This is a genomic window from Jannaschia sp. S6380, from assembly GCF_023015695.1.
In the GTDB taxonomy this organism is placed as follows: domain Bacteria; phylum Pseudomonadota; class Alphaproteobacteria; order Rhodobacterales; family Rhodobacteraceae; genus Jannaschia.
In genome coordinates this window covers 1,915,060-1,936,078 of sequence record NZ_JALKAS010000001.1, presented here as the reverse complement: position 1 = coordinate 1,936,078, position 21,019 = coordinate 1,915,060, and the positions used below count along the sequence as shown (strand labels likewise).

The 21,019-nt window shown below is 69.7% G+C and carries 20 protein-coding genes; 7 read left to right on the top strand and 13 right to left on the bottom strand.

Annotated elements, in window-relative coordinates:
• Positions 1 to 7 precede the first annotated feature (7 nt).
• The 10 genes from rnr to MWU52_RS09910 all read right to left on the bottom strand — a co-directional run bounded on the left by rnr (position 8) and on the right by MWU52_RS09910 (position 13,669).
• Positions 8 to 2,251: a ribonuclease R gene (gene rnr, locus MWU52_RS09955; protein ID WP_246951581.1), complete on the bottom strand. Its 2,244-nt coding sequence runs from the start codon at positions 2,249 to 2,251 to the stop codon at positions 8 to 10.
• 29 nt (positions 2,252 to 2,280) lie between these two features.
• On the bottom strand, positions 2,281 to 3,318 hold the full coding sequence (gene rmuC / locus MWU52_RS09950) for a DNA recombination protein RmuC (RefSeq protein WP_246951579.1): 1,038 nt from the start codon (positions 3,316 to 3,318) through the stop codon (positions 2,281 to 2,283).
• Entirely contained in the window at positions 3,315 to 5,093 is a 1,779-nt protein-coding gene (mutL, locus tag MWU52_RS09945; protein WP_246951577.1) for a DNA mismatch repair endonuclease MutL, read from the bottom strand. Before mutL ends, rmuC begins: the two co-directional genes overlap by 4 nt.
• 64 nt (positions 5,094 to 5,157) lie before the next feature.
• The gene (locus tag MWU52_RS09940; protein WP_246951575.1) at positions 5,158 to 6,468 is read right to left on the bottom strand and encodes a pitrilysin family protein; all 1,311 of its coding nucleotides are present in this window, start codon (positions 6,466 to 6,468) and stop codon (positions 5,158 to 5,160) included.
• On the bottom strand, positions 6,465 to 7,832 hold the full coding sequence (locus tag MWU52_RS09935; protein WP_246952847.1) for a pitrilysin family protein: 1,368 nt from the start codon (positions 7,830 to 7,832) through the stop codon (positions 6,465 to 6,467). Before MWU52_RS09935 ends, MWU52_RS09940 begins: the two co-directional genes overlap by 4 nt.
• 159 nt (positions 7,833 to 7,991) lie before the next feature.
• Complete coding sequence (locus tag MWU52_RS09930) at positions 7,992 to 8,504, bottom strand: DUF3035 domain-containing protein (RefSeq protein WP_246951573.1); 513 nt, start codon at positions 8,502 to 8,504, stop codon at positions 7,992 to 7,994.
• Between the two features lie 56 nt (positions 8,505 to 8,560).
• Positions 8,561 to 9,028, bottom strand: a complete 468-nt coding sequence (lspA, locus tag MWU52_RS09925) for a signal peptidase II (protein WP_246951571.1) — start codon at positions 9,026 to 9,028, stop codon at positions 8,561 to 8,563.
• Complete coding sequence (purH, locus tag MWU52_RS09920) at positions 9,028 to 10,599, bottom strand: bifunctional phosphoribosylaminoimidazolecarboxamide formyltransferase/IMP cyclohydrolase (RefSeq protein WP_246951569.1); 1,572 nt, start codon at positions 10,597 to 10,599, stop codon at positions 9,028 to 9,030. The genes lspA and purH overlap by 1 nt, the downstream gene beginning before the upstream one ends.
• An 18-nt stretch (positions 10,600 to 10,617) precedes the next feature.
• Positions 10,618 to 12,336 carry a heparinase II/III family protein gene (locus tag MWU52_RS09915; protein WP_246951568.1) on the bottom strand — a complete coding sequence of 573 codons (1,719 nt, stop codon included), beginning with the start codon at positions 12,334 to 12,336 and terminating at the stop codon, positions 10,618 to 10,620.
• A gap of 67 nt (positions 12,337 to 12,403) precedes the next feature.
• Positions 12,404 to 13,669, bottom strand: a complete 1,266-nt coding sequence (locus MWU52_RS09910) for an RsmB/NOP family class I SAM-dependent RNA methyltransferase (protein ID WP_246951566.1) — start codon at positions 13,667 to 13,669, stop codon at positions 12,404 to 12,406.
• A 193-nt stretch (positions 13,670 to 13,862) separates the two neighbouring features.
• On the opposite strand from MWU52_RS09910, the gene MWU52_RS09905 reads away from it, so the two are divergent.
• A complete protein-coding gene (locus MWU52_RS09905; protein WP_246952845.1) occupies positions 13,863 to 14,030 on the top strand; it encodes a DUF1674 domain-containing protein in 168 nt (55 codons plus the stop codon).
• Here the strand turns inward: MWU52_RS09905 and MWU52_RS09900 are convergent.
• Positions 14,027 to 14,365 carry a dihydrodipicolinate reductase gene (locus tag MWU52_RS09900; protein ID WP_246951564.1) on the bottom strand — a complete coding sequence of 113 codons (339 nt, stop codon included), beginning with the start codon at positions 14,363 to 14,365 and terminating at the stop codon, positions 14,027 to 14,029. The genes MWU52_RS09905 and MWU52_RS09900 overlap by 4 nt on opposite strands.
• Positions 14,366 to 14,406: 41 nt before the next feature.
• A complete protein-coding gene (gene dapB, locus MWU52_RS09895; protein WP_246951562.1) occupies positions 14,407 to 15,216 on the bottom strand; it encodes a 4-hydroxy-tetrahydrodipicolinate reductase in 810 nt (269 codons plus the stop codon).
• A gap of 108 nt (positions 15,217 to 15,324) precedes the next feature.
• On the opposite strand from dapB, the gene rbfA reads away from it, so the two are divergent.
• From rbfA to MWU52_RS09865, 6 genes are all read left to right on the top strand, one after another.
• Positions 15,325 to 15,765 (top strand): 30S ribosome-binding factor RbfA, encoded by a 441-nt coding sequence (gene rbfA, locus MWU52_RS09890; RefSeq protein ID WP_246951560.1) that lies wholly within the window; start codon positions 15,325 to 15,327, stop codon positions 15,763 to 15,765.
• Positions 15,762 to 16,478: a phosphodiester glycosidase family protein gene (locus tag MWU52_RS09885; protein ID WP_246951558.1), complete on the top strand. Its 717-nt coding sequence runs from the start codon at positions 15,762 to 15,764 to the stop codon at positions 16,476 to 16,478. Before rbfA ends, MWU52_RS09885 begins: the two co-directional genes overlap by 4 nt.
• The gene (truB, locus tag MWU52_RS09880; protein ID WP_246951556.1) at positions 16,478 to 17,377 is read left to right on the top strand and encodes a tRNA pseudouridine(55) synthase TruB; all 900 of its coding nucleotides are present in this window, start codon (positions 16,478 to 16,480) and stop codon (positions 17,375 to 17,377) included. Before MWU52_RS09885 ends, truB begins: the two co-directional genes overlap by 1 nt.
• A gap of 187 nt (positions 17,378 to 17,564) precedes the next feature.
• A complete protein-coding gene (locus tag MWU52_RS09875; protein WP_246951554.1) occupies positions 17,565 to 18,056 on the top strand; it encodes a hypothetical protein in 492 nt (163 codons plus the stop codon).
• 46 nt (positions 18,057 to 18,102) lie between these two features.
• Positions 18,103 to 18,624 carry a DUF1643 domain-containing protein gene (locus MWU52_RS09870; RefSeq protein ID WP_246951552.1) on the top strand — a complete coding sequence of 174 codons (522 nt, stop codon included), beginning with the start codon at positions 18,103 to 18,105 and terminating at the stop codon, positions 18,622 to 18,624.
• Entirely contained in the window at positions 18,615 to 19,502 is an 888-nt protein-coding gene (locus MWU52_RS09865; protein WP_246951550.1) for an alpha/beta hydrolase, read from the top strand. Before MWU52_RS09870 ends, MWU52_RS09865 begins: the two co-directional genes overlap by 10 nt.
• Positions 19,503 to 19,727: 225 nt before the next feature.
• Here MWU52_RS09865 and MWU52_RS09860 read toward each other — a convergent pair whose 3' ends face one another.
• Entirely contained in the window at positions 19,728 to 20,879 is a 1,152-nt protein-coding gene (locus tag MWU52_RS09860; protein WP_246951548.1) for a hypothetical protein, read from the bottom strand.
• Positions 20,880 to 21,019: the final 140 nt, after the last annotated feature.

Sequence of the window (21,019 nt, the reverse complement as noted above, 5' to 3'; positions counted from 1 at the left end):
GTCGTCCCTACCTCCGTCGTCCGGGCGCCTTGCGCGGCTTGCGCTTGCCGCGGCCCTTTGCCGGTTTGCCGCGGCCGCGGGGTTCGACCTTGCGGGCCTCGCCCTCGATCGACCGAAGCTCCAGCACGAGGCCCCCGGTGACCGGCACGGCCTCGGCCAGGCGGACGGTGACACGCTGGCCCAGGCCGATCTCGGTGCCGGTGTCGGTGCCCGTGAGGACCTGCGAATCGCGGTCGTAGCGGAAGTACTCCCGCCCCAGCGACTGCACCGGGATCAGGCCGTCGGCCCCGGTTTCATCGAGGCGCACGAAGACGCCGAAGGCCTGGACGCCCGAGATGCGACCCTCGAACTCCGCGCCGATCTTGTCGGCCAGGAACGCGGCCAGGTAGCGGTCGTTGGTGTCGCGCTCGGCCATCATCGAGCGCCGCTCGGATTCGCTGATCTGCTTGGCCGTGGCCTCCAGATGCTCGACATCCCACTCGGAAAGGCCGTCCGCGGCCGGATCCGGTCCCCATCCATGCGCCGTGATCAATGCGCGATGCACGATCAGGTCGGCATAGCGGCGGATGGGCGACGTGAAATGCGCGTATCGGCCAAGGGCCAGTCCGAAATGTCCCAGATTGTCGGGGCTGTAATAGGCCTGCGTCATCGCCCGCAACGTCGACATGGAGATCAGCTCGCTCAACTCGGTGTCGGCCGCGTCGTGCAGCAGGCGGTTGAGCGTCGCGGTCTGCAGGACCTGCCCCTTCGGCAGGCTGAACCCCGAAGCCCGCGCGGTCTCGCGCAGGCTTTCGATCTTCTCGGGGCCCGGCTCCTCATGGACGCGGTAGAGAAGCGGCGTGCGCTTTGCGGCCAGCGTCTCGGCGGCGGCGACATTGGCGAGGATCATGAACTCCTCGATCAGGCGGTGCGCGTCCAGCCGGTCGCGGAAGGCGACCGAGGTCACTTCGCCCGCATCGGACAGGACGATCCGGCGTTCCGGCAGGTCCAGGTCCAGGGGCTGACGACGGGCGCGGGCGCGACCCAATGCCCGATACGCGGCGTAGAGCGGGCGCAGGACGTCCTCCAGATAGGGCATGGTCCGCGAGGTCGGGCTGCCGTCAATCGCCTGCTGCACCTCTTCGTAGTGCAGGCTGGCCGGCGATCGCATCAGGCCGCGCACGAAGCGGTGGCCGACCTTTTCGCCCTCGGCCGTGATCTGCATGCGGACCGCGATGCAGGCCCGGTTCACGCCCTCATGCAGGGAACACAGGTCCCCCGAGAGCGCGTCGGGCAGCATCGGGACGACCCGGTCGGGAAAATAGGTGGAGTTGCCGCGTTCCCGTGCCTCCCGGTCGAGCGCGCTGCCCGGGCGGACATAGGCCGCCACGTCGGCGATGGCGACCCAGATGACATGGCCCCCGGGATTCTTCGGATCGTCGTCGGGGGCCGCGCAGCAGGCGTCGTCATGGTCGCGCGCATCCGACGGGTCGATGGTGATCAGCGGCAGATCCCGCAGGTCGGTCCGATCGCCCAGTTCGGGGGGACGGGCCGCCTCGGCCTCGGCGATGGCCGCATCGGGAAAATCGTCGCGCAGCCCGTGCTGATGGATGGCGATCAGGCTGACCGCCTTCGCGGCCCCGGGATCGCCCAGCCGAGTCACGATCCGCGCCCGGGGCAGGCCCATGCGGCCCTTCGGCCCGGTCTGCTCCGCCTCGACCAGTTCGCCGTCGCGGGCGCCTTCGGCGAGGCCGGACGGGACCAGCCATTCGCGGTCGCTGCCCTTGTCCACCGGCAGGATCCGGCCGCCCTCGCTGCCGGTGCGGAACACGCCCAGAACGCGTCGCGGTCCGGTCGAAAGACGGCGGATCAGCCGCGCCTCGAAGCCATGGTCCGGCGCGTCGACCTGGGTCAGCCGTGCCAGCACGCGGTCGCCCTCGGCCAGGGCGGGGTCGTCCTTGGCCGGCAGGAACAGGATTCGGGGTTCCGGCCCGTCGCCCTGCCAGTCCTGCGGTGCCAGGAACAGATCGCCATCACGATCGGGCCCGAGGACCCGCAGGACAGATACCGGCGGCAGGCGGTTCGGGTCGTCGTGGGATCGTTTGCGCCTGGTCAGATGGCCTTCGCCTTCCAGCTCCTTCAGCAGGCGCTTGAGGTCGACGCGCGCGGCGCCCTTGAGGCCGAACGCCTTTGCGATGTCGCGCTTCGACGTCAGTGCGGGGTTGTCGGAGATCCACTGCAGGATGTCCGCCTTGGTGGGAAGGCTGCTCATGCGGGGGCAGCTAGCACGGGGGCGGGGTCTTATCCACGGCGGATGACGGGGGCCAGCCGTGGCGCTTCGATGGCTGCCGCCTCGGTCTCGAAGTCGAAATCGTCCAGTCGATCGGCGCGCTTCGCCGCGCGACCGGCGGCGGTTGCAATTCCTTCGACATCACGCCGGGCCTGGTCGAAATGCGTCTCCAGCTTGGCCGCCCGCTCGGCGATCAGCGCGACGTCGCGACCCAGGGCGGCCAGCGACTTGCGGATCTCACCGGCCTGGGCCCGCATCCGGTGATCCTTGAGGATGGCACGCAGCGTGTTCAGCGTCGCCATGCAGGTGGTGGGCGATACGATCCAGACGCGAAGGGCGAATCCCTCGCGCACGATCTCGGGGAAATTCGCGTGCAGTTCGGCATAGATCGCTTCGGAGGGCAGGAACATGCAGGCCCCGTCCGCCGTCTCGCCCGGCAGGATGTAGCGGTCCGCGATGGCCCGCAGATGCGTGCGCACGGCGGCCCGGAACGCGGTCTGCGCGCGCGCGTCGCGCGGATCGGCCACCAGCGCCTCGTAGCTTTCCAGCGGGAACTTGGCGTCGATCACCAGCGGCCCGGGCGGATCCGGCATGTGGATCAGGCAATCCGCGCGCCGCCCGTTCGACAGCTGGGCCTGCCAGGCGAACGCATCGGGCGGCAGGGCCTTCGCCACGATGTCGCGCAACTGGATCTCGCCAAAGGCGCCGCGGGTCTGCTTGTTCGACAGGATGTCCTGCAGCCCGAGCACGTCGCCCGATAGCGCCTCGATCTTGGCTTGCGCGCGGTCGATGGTGGCCAGCCGCTCCTGCAATTCGCCGAGGGCACGGGCGGTCCGCGTCGCGCTGTCGCCCAGCGCCGTGCCGACCTGGGCCTCCGAGCGGCGTTGGGCTTCGGTCAGGGCTGCGAGCCCGCCGGTCAGCCGGGCCTGCGCCTGCGTCATGTCGCGCAGCCGCGAGGTCAGCGACAGGAGCAGCGCCACCAAGCCCAGGACGCACAGGCCGCCGGCCAGAAGCCCGAGCGGCAACGGATCGGCGAGATCGAGCGTCATGTCCGCCCGAACAGCCGCTCGATATCCGCAAGCCGGAGTTCGACATAGGTCGGCCGCCCGTGGTTGCACTGCCCCGAGCTGGGCGTTGCCTCCATCTCGCGCAGGAGGGCGTTCATCTCGGGCCCGGTCATGCGCCGGCCCGACCGGACCGAACCATGGCAGGCCATCCGGCTGAGGATCGCGTCGAGGCGGGATTGCAGCGTCAGCGGGTCGCCCTCTTCCTCGGCCTCGATCTCCTCCAGGATGTCGCGGACAAGCGCCTCGGCCGAGACCGGGCCAAGGATCGCGGGCGTTTCGCGGATGGCGACGGTGCCGGGGCCGAACGGCTCCACCGCAAGGCCGAGCCGGGCCAGATCCAGCGCCGTGAGCCGTTCGGCGGCCTCCGCGCCGACCTCCACGATCTCGGGGATCAACAGGGCCTGCGCAGCCACGCCCCGGTCGCGCATCTGCGCCTTGAGGCGTTCATAGACAAGTCGTTCGTGCGCCGCATGCTGGTCGACGATGACGATGCCCGACGCGGTCTGCGCGACGATCCAGTTCTCGTGCAGCTGTGCGCGGGCCGCGCCCAACGGGCCATCTTCGGCCGGTGTGCCGGGACTGGGCGGCTCGACCCGGGCGGAAGGGGCTTCGGAAAATCCGGGCATCTGCGCGGCATATCCGGCCGCCCGCGCCGCCGGCCCGGGGCGGTCCATCTGATAGATCGGCATGGCCGGCCGTTCGGGCCGCATCGCGCCCAGCGTCGCGTCCGCCACGGTCGTCGAGGCGCGGTGCCCGGCTTCCGCCAAGGCGTGCCGCAGGCCCGAGACGATCAGCCCGCGCACGATTCCCGCGTCGCGGAACCGTACCTCGGTCTTGGCGGGGTGGACGTTGCAGTCGACAAGCACCGGATCGCAGGTCACGAACAGTGCCGCAACGGCGTGCCGGTCCTTGGCCAGCACGTCGGCATAGGCCCCCCGCAGCGCGCCGGTCAGCATCCGGTCGCGGACCGGGCGGCCGTTCACGAACAGGTACTGATGCACCGCGTTGCCGCGCGAGAACGTCGGCAGCCCGGCATGGCCGGTCAGGCGGATTCCGTCGCGCGTCGCATCGACGGCCAACGCGTTCCGGGCGAAATCGCGCCCGAGGATGACGGCCAGCCGCGCGGCCCGTTCGGCGGCGGCGTCGGCGCGGAACACCTGCCGCTCGCTGCCGTCGGACAGGTCGCGCAAGGTGAAGGCGACGCCCGGTTCGGCCATGGCCAGGCGCCGGACGACATCCGCGATGGCCATCGCCTCCGACCGTTCGGATTTAAGGAACTTCAGGCGCGCCGGCGTGGCGTGGAACAGGTCGCGCAGTTCCACCACGGTGCCGCTGCGCAGCGCGGCCGGACGTACCGGGTCGATCCGCCCGCCGGAGACATGGATGGTCGCGGCCCCGTCCGCGCCCGCCGCGCGCGACGTGATCGTCAGTCGCCCGACGGCCCCCAGCGAGGGCAGCGCCTCGCCCCGGAAGCCGAAGGAATGGATGTTTAGAAGGTTGCTGCCGTCGATCTTGCTGGTCGCATGCCGCGACAGGGCCAGGGGCAGATCCGTCGCCTCGATCCCGTGGCCGTCATCGGTGACGCGGATCAGGGTCCGGCCGCCATCGGCGATGTCGATCGTGATGCGCGTGGCGCGGGCGTCCAGGGCGTTCTCGACCAACTCCTTCACTGCGCTGGCCGGACGTTCGACCACCTCGCCGGCGGCGATGCGGTTCACGGCCCCTTCGTCCAGCTGACGGATACGGGGAAGGATCATATTGCGGTCGGCGACGCCCATGACCCAAGGGGTAGCATGCGCGCCGCCGATTCTGCCACCCAGGTCAAAGGTTGCCGCTGACGATTCCCTCGGGCTGGCCGACGACCACAAAATGCAGCGCATCCGGGCGCAGAAGGCGGGCGGCCACACGTCGGATATCGTCCAGGCTCACGGCCTCGATGCGGTCGTTGCGGCTGTCGATGTAGTCGATGGGAAGCCCCGTGACCTGCATCCCGGCCAGGATCGAGGCGATGTTTGCATTGCCGTCGAAGCGCAGCGGATAAGCGCCCGTCAGGAACGTCTTAGCGGTCTCCAGCTCGGTCTCGCTGACACCCTCCGAGGCCATCCGGGCCCATTCCGCGCGGACGATCTCGATCGCCTCGGCCGCCTTGTCGTTGGAGGAGGAGAACTGGCCCAGGATCTGCGCGGCGAAATCGCGCGGCGCCAGGTAGGTGCCGATGCCATAGGTCAAGCCGCGTTCCTCGCGGACCTCGCGCATCAGCCGCGACGCGAAGCCGGAGCCGCCGAGGATGTGGTTGAGAACGAAGGCCGAAAAATAGTCGGGATCCTCGAAGGCGATGCCCTCCTGCCCGAACAGAACTGCCGATTGCGGCGACGGGAACTCGACCACCGTGACGCCGCCTTCAAGCCGGTGATCGGCCGTCCCGACCGTCGTGCCCGAACTTTCCGGCAGGTCGCCCAGCAGGCGGTCGAGCAGGGGGGCCAGCTCCTCGGCCGTGATGTCGCCGGTCACGCCGACATGGACCCGGTCACGCGTCAGCGCGCGGCCATGCGCGGCGCGCAGGTCCTCGATGTTCAGTGCGGCGATCGTCTCGGGCGTCCCTTCCAGCGGCGTGCCGTAGGGATGTTCGGAAAAGCTGAGTGCAGCCAAGGTCTTGGAAGCGATCTCCTGCGGGTCGCGCGCGTCGGCGGCCAGACCTGCCAGCGCCTGCTCGCGGATCCGCTCGACCGCGTCGGCGTCGAAATGGGGCGCGAGGAGCGCATCGCGCAGCAGGTCGACGCTGGCATCCCGGTTCTCGGTCAGGAACTGGATCTCGACCGACACGGTATCGCTGTAGGCGTCGAACGACATCCGCGCGGCAAGCGCCTCGGCGGCCTCGGCGAACTCGCGCGCGGTCATGTCCGCGGCGCCTTCCTCCAGTAGTCCCATCATCAAATGGGTCGCGCCACGCTTGTCGGGCGCGTCCTCGTTGGCGCCGCCCTCGAATCGGATGTCCATTGCGACGAAGGGGATCGAATGTTCCTCCACCAGCCATGCGGTGATGCCGCCGGGCGACGTGACCTCCTTGATCTCGATCGCGAAGGCCTTGATCGGCAGCAGAAGCGCGGCAAGCGTGCAGATGACGCGGATCATTCGGTCTCCTCCTCGGGGGCGGGCTCGGGGGCGGGCTCGGGGGTCGGCGCGGGCTTCTGAAGATAGCCCGTCACTGACTTGTCGAGGTCGAAGACGCGCCGCGCGGCGGCCAGCACGTCCTCTTCGGTCACGGCCTCCAGCAGGCGCGGCCAATCGGCCACGTCCTGCACCGTCAGTCCGCTGGTGACGGCCACGCCGTATTCACGCGCGCGGCCCTGCAGGCTGTCGCGACCATAGATTTCGGAGGCGCGGACCTGCGCCTTGATGCGTTCCAACTGCGCGGCGTCGATGCCGTCGGCGAGAAGGATCTCGATCATGCGGTCCATGTCCGCCTCGGCCTCCTGGAGCGTGCGTCCCGGAATCGGCATCACGACGAGGCCGAAGGTCGTGTCGTCATAGTTGAGCCCCGAGTAGAAGGCCGACGTATAAAGCGCGCTCTTCTCCTCCTGCTCCAGGATGAGGCCCATGATCGAGGTCTGCGACGACCCGCCCAGGATCTCGGCCAGGATCGTCAGCGCGGCGGCCGCCTCCTGGTCGCCGGGGTCGCGCTCCGGCGCGAGGTAGGTGCGGATGACGTAGGGGTTCGAGACGCGCTCGTCCTCGAAGGCCAGGCGGCGGGGCGCGATCTGCGGCGGCTCCCCGGGGCGGACGCGCGGGCCCAATTCGGGCGTCGGCGCCAGCGGGCCGTAATGAGTTTCGGCCAGTCGGCGAACCTCCTCGGGGTCGACATCGCCCGCGACGATCAGCGTGGCGTTGTTGGGCGCGTAATAGGTCCGGTAGAAGTCCAGCGCGTCCTCAAGCGTCAGCGTCTCGATCTCGTGCTTCCAGCCGATGACGGGAATGCCGTAGGGATGGTTGAGGTACTGAACCGCGTCGCGCATCTCGGCGAAAAGCGCGCCGGGGTTGGAGTCGGTCCGCTGGGCGCGCTCTTCCAGAACCACGTCACGCTCGGTCAGCATGTCCTCGTCGTCGAGGACGAGATCGCGCATCCGGTCCGCCTCCATCCGCATCATCAACTCCAGGCGGTCCGAGGCGACCCGCTGGAAATAGCCGGTATAGTCGCTGCTGGTGAAGGCGTTGTCCGATCCGCCCTGCGCCTCGACGGTCCGGCTGAACTCGCCCGGCTCCAACTCGTCGGTGCCCTTGAACATCAGGTGTTCCAGGAAATGCGCGATGCCGGACTTGCGCGGGGGCTCGTCGGCGGCACCGACATCGTACCAGACCATGTGGACGACGACCGGGGCGCGGTGGTCCTCGATCACGATCGCGTCGAGCCCGTTGTCGAGCGTGAAGGTCGTCACGGTCTCGTCGATGGCCGCCGTCGCTTCGGGGCCGGTGGCGACGGCTTCGGTCTGCGCGGCCAGCGGGGACGCGGCCAGAAGGGCGGCGAAGAACAGGTGTCGCAAAGGATATCTCCGATCTGCGAGAGCGGTCGCATCCCAGATACGGGGCACGGCCGGGCATTTCAAAGGTTCACGGCGCCGTATCGGATGACGAGGTCGTGACCCGACGTTACGTCACCCTCACTCAGCCGCGGCCGGATCCGGCGGCGCCGCCACGGTCCGCACGCCCGCACGGCGCAGGCGGTAAAGCTCGGCATATTGATCCAGCGACTGCGGCCGATAGGCGCGGTAGTAGACGTTCACGTTGAACACCCGCTCCAGCAGGCGTCCGTCATTGGCGCGGCGGAAGGCCAGGTCCTCGGCCGCAAGCACACCGCGGATGTCTTCCTGCACGCCATAGCGCGACACACTGGCCACCAGCGGGCCATCCGCGCCCCCGCCGCCATCCGCGCGTCCGCCCAGCGCGGCGATCGCCTGCGCCTTGGGCGCCGGATCGACCAGGTTCGCGCCGCCGGGCGTGGGCGTCGGAAGGGCGGCCAGATCGGGCGGCGTCTGCAGCGGCCGCGTCGGCAGGATCGAGAATTCATCGGGCGTGCGATCGGCCTTGCGGACGTTAAACAGCGTCGGGTTCTCGCGCGCGCAGGCGGTCAGCGACACAATCAGGGCGCATGCGATGCCCAAACGTCCGATCATATGCAGCCCTTCCCTCCGCCGGTTCGCCCCGCTTCTAGCGCAACCCCGTTGCGGCGTCACGGGGTCTTGGGCTTGCGATCCTCGGGCCAGATGAACAGGCCGAACACCCCGGCGAAGATGAACACATCGGCCAGGTTGAACGCATAGGGGTTGTCGATCCCGCAGCAGGACATGTTCAGGAAATCTGCCACCGCCCCGTACAGCACCCGGTCGAGCGCGTTGGCCAGCGCGCCCCCGATCACCAGCCCGACCGACACGCGGGCCATCGGCCGGGTGAACCCGCGCGCCCAGCGAACGAGGGCGATGGAAACGCCCACCGCCAGCGCCACCAGCAGCCATCGCGCGCCCACGCCCGACAGGACGCCGAAATTGATCCCCTCGTTCCAGCCCATGCGGAAGGTCAGATAGGGGGGCGCCACCGGCAGGAACAGCCGCGACTTGAGGTCGAGGAGATGCACCACCACGATCTTCGACGCCTGATCGACGGCGAAGGCCGCCAGTGCGGAAAGCCAGAGCGCGCGCATCAGTGACGGAAGTGCCGCATGGCGGTGAACACCATCGCCAGCCCCGCGCCGTCGGCGGCGGCGATCACCTCGTCGTCGCGCATGGACCCACCGGGCTGGATCACCGCCCTGGCGCCCGCCTCCGCCGCGGCGAGCAGGCCGTCGGGAAACGGAAAGAACGCTTCCGAGGCCAGCACCGCGTCGCGTGCGGGCGATTGCGCCAGATCCAGCGCCTCGGCCATGTCGAGCGCCTTGCGCGCGGCGATGCGCGAGCTGTCGACCCGGCTCATCTGTCCCGCGCCGATGCCCACGGTCGCGCCGTCCCTGGCATAGACGATGGCGTTCGACTTCACATGCTTGGCGACCTTCCATGCGAACAGCAGGTCGCGCATCTGATCATCCGAGGGGCTGCGCTTCGTGACCACGCGCAGGTCGTCGGGGCTCAGCCGGCCGTTATCGTGATCCTGCACCAGCCAGCCGCCGGCCACCTGTTTCATCGCGCGGCGCGGGGCCGTCGGGTCGGGCAGGCGGCCCGTTGTCAACAGACGCAGGTTCTTCCTGGCGGCGAAGACCTCCCGCGCGCCGTCGGTGGCGTCGGGCGCGATGACGACCTCGGTGAAGACGCCGGCGATGGCACGGGCCGTCTCTTCGTCCAGCGTTCCGTTCAGCGCCACGATCCCGCCGAACGCCGACGTCCGGTCGCAGTCGAAGGCGCGGGCATAGGCCTGCGCAAGGCTGTCGCCCGTCGCCACGCCGCAGGGATTGGCGTGCTTGACGATGACGACGGCCGGGGCATCGAACTCGGCCACCAGTTCGACGGCAGCGTCGGTATCGTTGATATTGTTGTAGCTCAGCGCCTTGCCCTGAAGTTGCGCGGCGGTGGCCACGCCGGGCCGGTCGCTGCCGTCGGAGTAGAACGCGGCGCCCTGATGCGGATTTTCGCCGTAGCGCAGCGGCTGAACCAGGCGGCCCGCGGCGGCGACGCGGCGCGGCGTTTCCTCGAAGCGGGCCATCCAGGTGGCGACGGCGGCGTCATAGGCCGCCGTGCGCCCGAAGGCGCGCGCCGCCTGCCGCTGCCGGAAGGAAAGGGTGGTTCCGCCGTCATTGACGTCCAGTTCGGCCAGCAGGTCGTCGTAATCCTCGGGGTCGGTCACCACGCAGGTCCAGGCGGGGTTCTTCGCACCGGCCCGGATCATGGCCGGCCCGCCGATGTCGATATTCTCGATGCAGGCCGCGGGATCCGCGCCGGAGGCCACCGTCGCCTCGAACGGGTAGAGGTTCACCACCAGCAGGTCGATGGCGCCGATGCCATGCGCCTCCATCGCCTCGCGATGGGCGGGGTCGTCGCGCAGCGCCAGCAGCCCCCCGTGGATCGCCGGATGCAGCGTCTTGACCCGGCCGTCCATCATCTCGGGAAAACCGGTCGCGTCGGACACGTCGCGCACGTCGAGCCCGGCCTCGCGCAGGGCCCTGGCCGAGCCGCCCGTCGACAGCAGCTCCACCCCCCGGCGGGCCAGGGCGCGGCCGAGGTCGACCAGTCCTTGCTTCTCCGACACGGAGAGGAGGGCGCGTTTCAGCGGGACGGTCGTCATCGGGGCATCCTTGGTCGGTCAGATCGTGTCGGGCGACGGCGGCGGCAGTTCCGTCGCCTCCTGCGCGCGGGTGAGGGTCCAGTCGATGGTCGCGGCATAGGACACGATGCGGTCGGATAAAACCACCTGCTGCGACGGCCGTGGCTTCAACCGGCCCGGCTCCAGGTGGACCGAGGGCGCGAGCGCGATCTCGGTGCCGCTGCGCGGACGGAACACCCAGACCTCGCCGGAAGACAGGGTGATCGACACCGCGCGACCGCCCATGTCGATCTCGGCCTGGGAATCGGGGTGAAGGTGAAAGCGGATGTCGAAGCCTATGCCCTGAAGCTGCGCCCGCGTCTGCGCGTCCTCGAACCGCTCCTTGTCGGCCCCGGTGACCGCGCGCAGGCTGTCCTCGCCCTCCAGCACGCGGCCGTCGGTGGACAGGACCAGCCGGCGCAGATGGGTCAGCCCATGGCTCGGGCCATAGCCGTCATGGCTCGCGATCAGGGTCGAGGCGCGTCGCGAGGCGCTGCGCTGCCATTGCACCTTGCGCGGCGTCTGGATCAGCGGCGCGACCCGGCGACCCGAATGCACCAGCACCGGCCCCACCCGCGAGGAAGAGAAGCCCTCGATCGCCAGCGTCGAATGCGATGCCGTCGCCCGGCCCGCCAGGTGCCAGTCCGGCCCGAAGGCACCGCCCGGCCCGCAATTGACGATGACGGGACAGGCCCCGCTCGTCATCTCGAACGCCAGGGTGGAGGCATGGGCCGAACCCGAGACCACGCCGCGCGGCGGACGTGTGGCGTCGACGATGACCGACGTGCGGCCATGCGCCATCGGCGCGAACCCCATCGCCAGTCCGCTGTCGTTGCGCGCGCGTATGCCCGAATCCGCCAGCACCCGGTCCACGCGTCCGATCCTGCCCCGCCCACCGCCGTGGAACCGCGCGAGCCCGCCATCGGCGTGACGCAGGCTGCGCAGCGTCGGCACCAGCCTGGACTGCGCGGCGAGCAGGCCCGGGGGGACGTCACCCATCGGACGCAGTGCGTCGATCGACCAGCCGAGCAGCATGCCCACCTCGAGGAGCGCCTCGGGGTTGCGCGAGGCGATGCCGCCATCCTCGCCCACGTCCTGCTCCGCCGCGTCCGATAGGGCATGCGCCGTCTCGCTTGCCAGCTGCGCGGTGCCCTCCAGCGTCAGCCCGGCATAGAGAAGGCCGGTCAGCGCCTCCATCCGCGGCAGGCCTGCGGCGGTCGCGGGCCACCGGCGGCGCAGAAAGCCCGCCTGGGTATAGAGCAGGTCGAAGAACCGCGCCTGGTCCGACGCCTCCATCCCGCGCAGCAGGACCGGGGCATGGCTGATCTGGCGCAGCAGGCGTCGCCCCGTCAGCGCCGCATCCCAGCCCGGACCGCTGCCGCGCCCGTACCTGCGGGCCCAGTCAAGGATCCAGACCTGCGCGACCTTGCGTGCATCGGCCGTGCCCAGTGCCAGCAGATCGTCGAGCCAGCCTTGCCCGTGCAGCTGCATCTCGAACGGGGTGGACGGGGTGTCGATGTCCCACGGGATGGTGCCCGGCGCCTCGACCACCTCACCGGCGAAATGCCAGATCCCGGCGGCGATCTGGCGGCCGCGCCCGGTCGATCCGGTGCCGCGCGGCTCGGGCTGCCAGACCAGGCTGCGCGGTCCGCGGCGGGGACGTGCGCGCAGCACGGCCAGGCGTGTGCGCAATCTCTCGCTGAAGGTGTGTGCCGTCATTCCACTGCCCCCGGTGGACCTGTCCCGGCCCATACCGCCGGAAGGATATGCGCCACGGACGGCCCTGTCACCCGGGCTTCCGCAGGGCCGCCATGTAGAACCCGTCCATGCCGCCCCGCTCGGGCCAGAGATCGGGCAACAGGCGCAGGCCATGCGCCCCGGTCGCCTCGGGCGGCAGGCCATAGGCGGCGGGGTCCAGCGCCTCCGCCGTCAGCCCGGGATGGCGCTTCAGGGCGGCACCGACCTGATGCTCCCCTTCGACCGGCAGGAGCGAGCAGGTGCAGAAGACCAGCCGCCCGCCCGGCCGCAGGAAGCCCAGCGCGCGGTCGAGCAGGCGGTACTGCAGCGTTGTCAGCGCCTCAACATCGCGGGCCGCGCGCAGGTGCGGCAGGTCCGGGTGGCGGCGGATCGTGCCGGTGGCGGTGCAGGGTGCGTCCAGCAGGACCGCGTCGAACGGCGCCCCGGGCTGCCAATCCAGCGCGTCCGCTTCGACGACGGTCGCCTCCAACCCCGTCCGTTCGAGGTTCGCATGCAGCCGTTTCAGGCGTTTGGCTGAAAGGTCCAGTGCGGTGACGCGGGCGCCGGCCGCGGCAAGCTGCATCGTCTTGCCGCCCGGCGCGGCGCAGAGGTCAAGCACGTCCGCGCCCGCCAAGTCGCCCAAAAGGCGGGCCGGAACCGCCGCGGCGGCATCCTGCACCCACCAGTCGCCGGACGCGTAGCCGGGCAGCGCGGAAACCTGCCCCCCCTCGAGTCGCAGGGATCCGGTGGGCAGGCGCGTCGCGCCCAGCTCCCCCAACGCCTCGCCCGACACCCCGGACTTGGGCGTCAGGTCCAGCGGCGCCGGGTTCAGATGCGCGGCCTCGATCGCCTCCAGTCGGTCCCGCCCCCAGGCCTTGGCCAACGGCTTGCGCAGCCAGGCGGGCAGGGCGGGCGGGGGCAGGGCCGCCCATTCGGGGCCGGCCCCAGCCAGGCCGCGAAGGACCGCGTTCACCAGCCCGGCCTGTTTGGCGGTGCGGGGCGACATGCGTGCCAGTGCGACGGCGTCGTTGACCACCCCATGCGGCGCGGCGCCTTCCACGAACAGCTCCACCAGTGCCAGGCGCAGGATGTCCCGTATACGCGCGGCGGGCTGCCGCTGCATCCGCGTCTTCAGGAGGGCATCGGCCCGGCCCATGTGCCGCAGGACGAGCCCGGCCAGACGCAACGCGCGCGCCGCATCGGCCCCGGTCTGACCGCTTTCGCCATCGGTCAGCATCCGGCCGTCGCGCAGGACATGCGCCAGCAGGCGGAGCGCGCCGATACGTGCGGAGAGGCTGTCGGGATGTGCCGTCATGGGTGGGCGATCCTTGCGCTGGAACTGCCGCGACGTATATCCAAAGCCATCCCCCGGCAAGGAGCCTGCCATGGCCGATCGCATGACCGTCGACCCGTCCGCCCTGCCGCCGGCCGCCGAGGACGCGCCGGCCTGCCCGACGACTCCGCGTGGACGCGGGGTCGATCTGACGCCGCTGTCGCCCGAGGCGGAAATCGCCCGTCGCGCGGCCCTGTCTGACGTTGCCCGCCGCGCGCTGGAGGAAGCGGAAGCCCGCGCCAGAACCGACCCCGACCTGCCGCCCGAACTGGGCGGTCGCGACGGACCGGAGCCGGTCCGCTATGGCGACTGGGAATTGAAGGGCTTGGCGATCGACTTCTAGCGCAGGCGCAGGTCGGCCACGTCGCCCGTGCCCCGGTCGGCACGGAATCGCAGCACGTCACCCTGGATCGCGACGGTCTGGCAGTTCAGGGGGAAGTCGCGCAGCGCCGTATCCAGCGTTCGACAGAACAGCCCGTCCCGCCATGCCCAGGTCCCCGACACGCGCAATCCGAAGCCGCGACCCGTGATGCGGCCGTCGGGCAGGACCTGCAGCGAAACGCCATCCCCCATCAGCCGCTTGCCTGCGGTGAGCGCGACGAAGGCGTCGCGCGAGGTCACGGCCTCGAACGCCGCGGCGGGGTAGGGGAAGACGAGAAGGAAGAGAAGCGCGCGCATGAAACCCTCGACGTTATCGGGAAGAACATAGCGCGATTTTCCTAACGCAAACCCAACACATCCAGCATGTCGAAGGCGCCCGGTCCCTTGCCCTGGCCCCAGAGCGCCGCCTTGAGGGCCCCGCGGGCAAAGACGCTGCGGTCGGTTGCCGCGTGCCGCAGGACGATGCGCTCGCCCTCGCCGGCGAAAATGACATCGTGATCGCCCACCACGTCGCCGCCCCGGACGGCGTGGAACCCGATGGCGCCCCGGGCGCGCCGTCCGGTCATGCCGTCGCGCCCGCGATCCGCCACCTGGTCGAGGGGCATGCCCCGTCCCTCGGCCGCGGCCTCGCCCAGCATCAGCGCGGTGCCCGAAGGGGCGTCGACCTTGTGCCGGTGATGCGTCTCGACGATCTCGATATCGTAGTCGGCGTCCAGGGCACCGGCGACCTGCCGCACCAGCTGCGTCAGGAGGTTCACCCCCAGCGACATATTGCCCGCGCGCACGACGGTCGCATGCCGCGCGGCGCGGTCCAGCGCGGCGATGTCGTCCGCGGCAAGTCCGGTGGTGCCGACCACGTGAACGGCGCGGGCCTGCGCGCAGAGCTCCGACATGCCGACGGTCGCCGCGGGCGTGGTGAAGTCGATGACCGCCTGTGCCTTCGCCACGACCTCGATCGGGTCGTCGGTGACCGGCACGCCGTCGGGCGCCCCGCCGCGCACCGTGCCCAGATCCTGCCCGACCCAGTCATGGCCCGGCGCCTCGGTCACGCCGACGAGGTGCGCGGCCTCCGACGACTGGATCAGATCGCACAGCATCCGGCCCATGCGGCCCGACCCGCCCATCACGACGATACCCGGTGTCTGCATCTTGCCCTCCATGACCGGCCCCCTCTTGGTCCAAGGGGGCGGTCCATGCAACGGTTGCGGGCGCGCGCCGTCGCGAATATCTGCCCCTTTCCCGACAGGAGACGAGCAATGGCACGATCCCGCAATGACCACGACCGCGGCCCGTCGCAGCGCCAGCTGCGCGTCGGAGAGCTGATCCGGCGCACCCTCTCGGACGTGCTGGCGCGGGGCGACATCCACGACCCGGAACTTCAGCGCATGTCGATCACGGTCGGCGAGGTCACCGCCAGCCCCGACCTGAAGATCGCCACGGCCTGGGTCCTGCCGCTGGGCGGCAAGGACCGCGAGGCGGCGATCGCGGCGCTCAAGCGCAACAAGGGCGAATTACGGCGCGCGATCTCGAAGGAGATGACGCTGAAATTCGCGCCCGACCTTCGGTTCCGCATCGACGAGACCTTCGACCGGATGGATGACACGCGCCGGATGTTCGCGGACGCGAAGGTGCAGCGCGACATCCGCGCCGACGGAGGGTCCGACGCCGATGACGGGCGCGGGGATGGCGGGCAATGATCCTGCGGGCGCTCGCCTGCCTGCTGGCACTGACCGGCCTGGCCGACGCCTGCGAGTCCGTCGACCACCGCGGGCGCACGTTCACCGTCTGCACCGCCGATCTGGCAAGGCAGGAAATCGGGCTGCGGCTGAACGGCGTCGATGGCCTGCCGCTCGGTGAGTTCGACGCGCTCCAGGCAAAGGTCGACGCACCCATCCACTTCGCCATGAACGGCGGAATGTACCATCAGGACCGCCGGCCCGTCGGTCTCTATGTCGAGGACGGCAAGCAATCCAAACGGATCGTCATACGGGAAGGTCCGGGCAATTTCGGCCTGTTGCCGAACGGCGTGTTCTGCATCCGTGACGACCGCGCGGACGTCATCGAAAGCCGTGCCTTCGCGGACGAACCGCCCGCTTGCCGCCATGCGACGCAGTCCGGCCCGATGCTGGTAATCGACGGCCGGCTGCACCCGCGCTTCCTGCCCGACAGCATGTCGTTCAAACGGCGCAACGCCGTGGGAGCCACGCCGGACGGGCGGACCGTGCATTTCGTGATCTCCGAAGGGGCGGTGACCTTTCACGAGATGGCGACCCTGTTCCGCGACGTGCTGGACGTCCGCGATGCGCTGTTCCTCGACGGCACGGTCTCGCGCCTGCATGCGCCGGCGCAGGGGCGGTCCGATCCGGGCCGCGCGATGGGGCCGATCCTCTATGTGACGGGGCGCGGCTGATGGCACGGCGCAAGCGGGGCAATCCCGTCGATGGTTGGATGATCGTCGACAAGCCTGCGGGCGTCACCTCCACCGCGCTGGTGGGCAAGGTCCGCTGGGCGCTGAATGCGCAGAAGGCCGGACATGCCGGAACGCTGGACCCGGACGCGACCGGCGTGCTCGCCGTGGCGCTGGGCGAGGCGACGAAGACCGTGCCCTATGTCACGGATGCCATGAAATGCTATCGGTTCCGCGTGGCCTGGGGCGCCGAGACGACGACCGACGACGCCGCCGGCGACGTCGTGCGGCGCGCCGATGCGCGACCCGATCGCGGCGCGATCGAGGCGGCCCTGCAAGCCTTTCGCGGGGACATCACGCAGGTTCCGCCCCAGGTCTCGGCCGTCAAGGTCGACGGCGCGCGGGCCTACGACCTGGCGCGGGACGGCGTGGCCATGGACCTGGCCGCGCGGCCGCTCCGCGTCGAACGGTTCGACCTGACCGAGGCGGAAGACGACGGCGCCGCGTTCGAAATGGTCTGCGGCAAGGGCGGCTATGTCCGGTCGATCGCGCGCGACCTGGGGCGGGCGCTGGGCTGCCTGGGTCATGTCGTCTGCCTGCGCCGCCTGTGGTCGGGGCCGTTCCGTGTCGAGGAGGCCGTCGCCCCCGACCGGATCGAAGACCTGGCGCGGACGCCCGAACTGCTGTCGCTGCTGCAACCGCTCGAACTCGGCCTCCATGATTTGCCGGCACTGCCCGTGGACGCGGTCGCGGCCGTCCGCCTGCGGCATGGCAACCCGGCCGCGGTGCAACTCGGCGCCGAAGAGGGGCAGATCTGCGCCGCAATTCTGGATGGCCGTGCGGTTGCGGTTGGCACCTACCGCGCGGGCCTGCTGCAACCCAGCCGGGTGTTCGCGGGCTGAAACAACAGGCGCGCCCGTACCGTCCTCATGACCCCGATTGTTACGGTCGATCACGAAAATCATATCCCCACCGTCGCGTCCGGTGACCATGACGTGAGGGCGGGTGCCATGGGGCCCACCCTTCGGGATAGGCCTTTCGGCAACGCAAACGCGGCGGCCTTGCCCCGCAAGCCGAAAGGAAAATCGCATGTCTCGCCTTCTCAATCCGTCGACCGCCTGGACCGTGCTCGTCGCCGGTGCTCTGGCCACGGTCGCCTTCGACCTCTTCGGTCAGGGGCTCTCGCCTCTTGCGGGTTTCGCCAAGCTCGCCCCTGTGGGCCTCGCGCAGCAGACGCTGTCCAAGGTCTTCGGCACTGTCCCGAACGGCGCCGCGCACACGCTGCATGCCCTGACCGGTCTGTTGGCCTACCCGTTGGGCTACCTTCTGGTGGCCCGTCCGATCGCGGATCGGGTGCTGCCCGCGCTGCATTGGAGCGTGGTCGCCACGACCTATGGCGTCGTCCTCTGGATATTCGCTCTCTACGTCATGGCTTCGCTCGTGGCGGGCAACCCGCCGTTCCTGGCGTTCTCCGGCATCACCTGGGTCGCGCTCTGGGGGCACATCCTCTATGCCCTCGTCGCCGCCGCGGTGATCGAGGCGCGCCTGCCGCGGCCCGTGCATCTGCCGACAGCGGCCTGATTTGCCACCTTGCCAGCCCCCGGGCGGGGCTGGCATCACCCGGACCATGATCACCCGGACACATAGCCGCGACGGCACCCTCTCCACGGCGGTGTATTCGGACGACGAACGCTATCGTTTCGACCTCTTGCGGGTGTGGGACGCGGATGGCGGCCGGATCAACTTCGTGATGCTGAACCCGTCCACCGCGACCGAACTGGCCAACGACCCGACGGTCGAGCGCTGCGAACGACGGGCGCGCACGCTGGGCTTCGGCGCGTTCCGCGTGACCAACATCTTCGCATATCGCGCCACCGATCCCCGCGACATGCGCGCCTGTTCGGACCCGGTCGGGGGCCCCGCGAACGATGCTGCGATCCGCGAGGCCGCGCTCTGGGCGGATCGCGTCGTCTGCGCCTGGGGCACGCATGGCGCGTATCTCGATCGCGGTGCCCAGGTGGAACGCCTGCTGCGCGGGACGGGTCGGCCGCTCGATACGCTGGGCTTGTCGAAGGACGGGCATCCCAAGCATCCTCTCTATATCGGCTATGCCGTGCAGCCGGCACGGTGGGCGTCGCCATGCAGTTGAAGCGGCATGACGTCACGACGGATGACGGCACGCGGATCGCCGTGCACGAGGCCGGGGAGGGGTCGCCGCTCCTGCTGCTGCACGGATTTCCGCAGAATCACCGGTGCTGGCGACCGGTCCTGCCGATGCTGACCGCGCGGCATCGCTGCATCCTTCCCGACCTGCGGGGCTATGGCGACAGCGACGCGCCGGCGGACGATGCCGGGCACGAGACCTATTCCAAGCGCCGCATGGCACGGGACATCGTGGCGGTGCTCGACGCGCTGGACTTGGACCGGGTGGACATTGCCGGCCATGATCGAGGGGCCCGTGTGGCCTATCGGTTCGCGCTGGATCACCCCGAACGGCTGCGTCGACTGGCAATACTGGAGGTCATCCCGACCGTCTCCTTTTGGGAGGCTTGGACGGCGGATCTGGCGCAGGCGGCTTATCACTGGAACTTCCTCGCCCAGCCGGCGCCGATGCCGGAGCGGTTGATCGCCGGGGATGCGCAAGCTTGGATCGACTGGACCCTGCGGACGTGGACGAAAACAAAGTCGCTCGATGTATTCGCGACGGACGCGCTCGATAGCTATCGGCAGCAGGCGGCCGATCCGGCGCGACTGACGGCGATGTGCGCGGATTACCGTGCCGGGTATCATAGCGATCGGGAACTCGATGCAGCCGATCGCGCCGCGGCGCGCCGGATTGCGGCGCCCATGCTTTTTGTCTGGGCACGTCATGGCTTTCCCGCCTCCACCGGCGATCCGGCAGCGGTTTGGCGGGATTGGGCGTATGGCGTGACGGATCGATCCGTCGAATCTGGTCATTTTGCAATGGAGGAAGCCCCGGATCAGGTCGGCGCCGCCCTGGCGGAGTTCTTCGAGCTGGAAGAATAGCCGAACGCCGGAGGCGTTCCGACAGCGGGTGATACGTGCCGTTCGCATAGGCCTGCGCGCCCCGGATGATCCCTGACGGAAATCGCACGATTGCGGACGGCCGGGTGTCGGACGAAGGATCCGGTCAGGTTGGTAGGTTGCGAAACGCCTGACACGAGAGACACAAGGGCGGTGACCCGTGATGCGGGTTGGCCCCGATGGGTCAATCCCGGACAAGACGTCCGATTACGGAGCACGGATCAGGTGTACGTCTCGGACAGTCAGGTCGGACGTCCCCGAGACCTTGGCGACGACCATGTCATCGACGACAAGATCCGTCGCGTCGCCATTGGCCCGGAACTGCAGATCGGGCTGCGTATCGCCCTCGTAGAAGATTTCGATCATGTCGACCCCAGGCACGAAATCGGCGATCAACGGGGCCTGCGACGCATCATCGGGCAGCGCCGGACCCGACGACGCGTCGAAGATGAACCGGTCCTGCCCCTCGCCACCCACGAGGATGTCGCCTTTCCCGCCGGCCAGCGTGTCATCGCCATCCCCGCCATACAGTTCGTCGGCCGCGTCGCGGTCGGTGCCGTCCTGCAGGACCGTGCCGTCCAGGATGTCGTCGCCGAGGCCGCCCCGGAGCGTATCCCGTCCTTCGCCGCCGAAGAGACGGTCGTTCCCCGCGTCGCCGGCCAACAGGTCGTCCCCGTCGCCGCCTGACAGCAGATCATCGCCGTCCTGCCCCTGCAGCAGATCGTCGTCGTCATCACCGTGCAGAACGTCGTCGCCTTGCCCCCCAAGCAGCGTGTCATCGCCCCCGCCGCCAGAGATCACGTCGCGTCCGCCCCCGCCTTCGGCTAGGTCGTCGCCCGTGTCCGGCAGGATCAGGTCGTTCCCGCCGCCGCCCGTGATCATGTCCGCATCGCCGCCGCCGAACATGGCGTCGGCGTCGATCGGGATCGGGGTTGCCCAGGACCCCTCGATCCGGTCGGTCACATGTTCGCTGCCCAGCGCGTCCCGCGGGGGGAACAGATCGTCCTCCGGCGCGATGACGTCGGGCCCGGCCTTCTCGGGTTCCGCCTCCACCGTGACATCGGGCAGGGGTGCTGGATCAGTCGCCGACAGGCCGGACAGTTCATCCGGTCCGGTCGCGCCACCCGTCTCCGAGCTTTCGGGGGACCCGGCTGATGCCCGCGATACCGTGTCCAGAAGCGACCCCTCGGTCCCCGCGCCCTCCTCCCCGTTATCGATTGGCCCGGCTTCGATCCGGGCATCCTCCGCGTCATCGTGATCGACCTCGTCCAGATCGTCGACGGCGTCAGCCTCGACAATCGGCAACGCCATCATCGCGCCCGAGGCCAGAAGGCCGAGAAAACCGGCGAAGAGCATCATGAAGCGAACCTCGTATCAGGTGACGGCGCGGCATGTCCCGCGCCGTTTCGGGCCATGGCTAGCAAGTCCCGTCCGGCATACCCAGCGGACAATTGCCAAACGGTTAATGCAGTGAAGGAAAAACGGGGGCTTTCCTTCGT